Origin of the sequence: Nocardia cyriacigeorgica (assembly GCF_010858045.1) — a bacterium.
GTDB classification, from domain to species: Bacteria; Actinomycetota; Actinomycetes; order Mycobacteriales; family Mycobacteriaceae; genus Nocardia; species Nocardia cyriacigeorgica_E.
The window spans coordinates 1-323 of record NZ_JAAGVC010000231.1; the positions used below are offsets into that span (position 1 = coordinate 1).

Consider the following 323-nt stretch of genomic DNA (forward strand, 5'->3'; position numbering starts at 1 on the left):
ATAGCCGACGACGCGGTCACCAGGGCCGACACCGAGCTCGCGCAGGGTCGCTGCGCAGGCGCCCACCTGCCCGAGCAGATCGGCCCATGAGATCGCCCGGGGCTCGCGGTCCTCGTGTACCGCCAGGATCGCCGGACGGTCGCTTCGGCCCTGGCTGACCAGGCGGTCGACGTAGTTCAGCCGGGTTCCCGGAAACCACTCGGCACCCGGCATCTCCCGGCTGCCGAGTGTCGCACCGGCGACGTCACCGAGGTCGAAGTAGTCCCACAGGGCCCGCCAGAATTCCGCGGGCGAGTCCACCGACCACTGCCACAATTCACGGT

Annotated in this window: 1 protein-coding gene; it reads right to left on the minus strand. The window is 70.0% G+C overall.

Annotated features, from left to right (window positions below; all coding sequences use genetic code 11):
• Window positions 1-315 (minus strand): acetyl-coenzyme A synthetase N-terminal domain-containing protein (locus tag GV790_RS29500; protein WP_306043454.1); only part of this gene is annotated, 315 nt, incomplete at its 3' end.
• Window positions 316-323 lie beyond the last annotated feature (8 nt).